Origin of the sequence: Desulfamplus magnetovallimortis, from assembly GCF_900170035.1 — a bacterium.
In the GTDB taxonomy this organism is placed as follows: Bacteria; Desulfobacterota; Desulfobacteria; order Desulfobacterales; family Desulfobacteraceae; genus Desulfamplus; species Desulfamplus magnetovallimortis.
In genome coordinates this window covers 1-814 of sequence record NZ_LT828617.1, presented here as the reverse complement: position 1 = coordinate 814, position 814 = coordinate 1, and the positions used below count along the sequence as shown (strand labels likewise).

1 pseudogene is annotated in these 814 nt (G+C 38.0%); it reads left to right on the top strand.

Annotated elements, in window-relative coordinates:
• A pseudogene (locus MTBBW1_RS28910) lies at window positions 1-814 on the top strand (IS701 family transposase); the annotation flags it as partial.

Here is an 814-nt window from a genome sequence, read left to right as displayed (position 1 = left end):
TTATCCTGACCCTGAGTGGAAAGCATGGAAAAAAGAAGATGATCGTCTTAAAAAAAAGAAAGTCCCCAAAAAACAACGTCCTAAAGAACCGCCAAGAAACCCTGCTTACCCGAGTAAAGTACAATTGTCACTAAAGCTCTTAAAAGAATTTAAAAACAATTGTCCTGATATTAAAATTAAAGCAATTTTAGCAGACGGCCTTTACGGCCATGCTGAATTTGTAGATAATGCATCTAATATATTTATAAACACTCAAGTTGTAACAAAGATGAGATGTAATCAAAATATACGTTTTAAAAACAAGACAATTTCTGTAGCAAAATATTTTAAGTCATATCCACCGGTTCTCCAGACAATACATATTCGTGGGAAAGGGCCGGTTAAAATTTATATTTCATCTGCACGTTTATACGTGGATTCACATAATACTAAAAGGTTTGTTATTGCCGTCAGATACCCTGATGAAAAAAATCCTCGTTATTTGTTAGCCTCCGATCTGAGTTGGAGGACTGCTGATATTGTACAAGCATACTCTTTCCGCTGGTTGATAGAGGTTTTCTTTGAAGACTGGAAAGGTCATGAAGGTTGGGGCAAGCTGACCAAGCATACAGGCAAAGAAGGATCTCGGCGTTCCTTGATCCTGAGCCTGTTGTTAGATCATGCTTTACTTTTCCATCATGAACAAAAAGCCCTCCTGGAAAACAATCTTCCTGCATGTAGTGTGGGAAGCCTATCCCAGCGGATTCATTCAGAAGCTTTAGTTCAGTTTGTCCAAGATCTTTGTCAATATGGAATTGATCAACAAAAGCTCCAG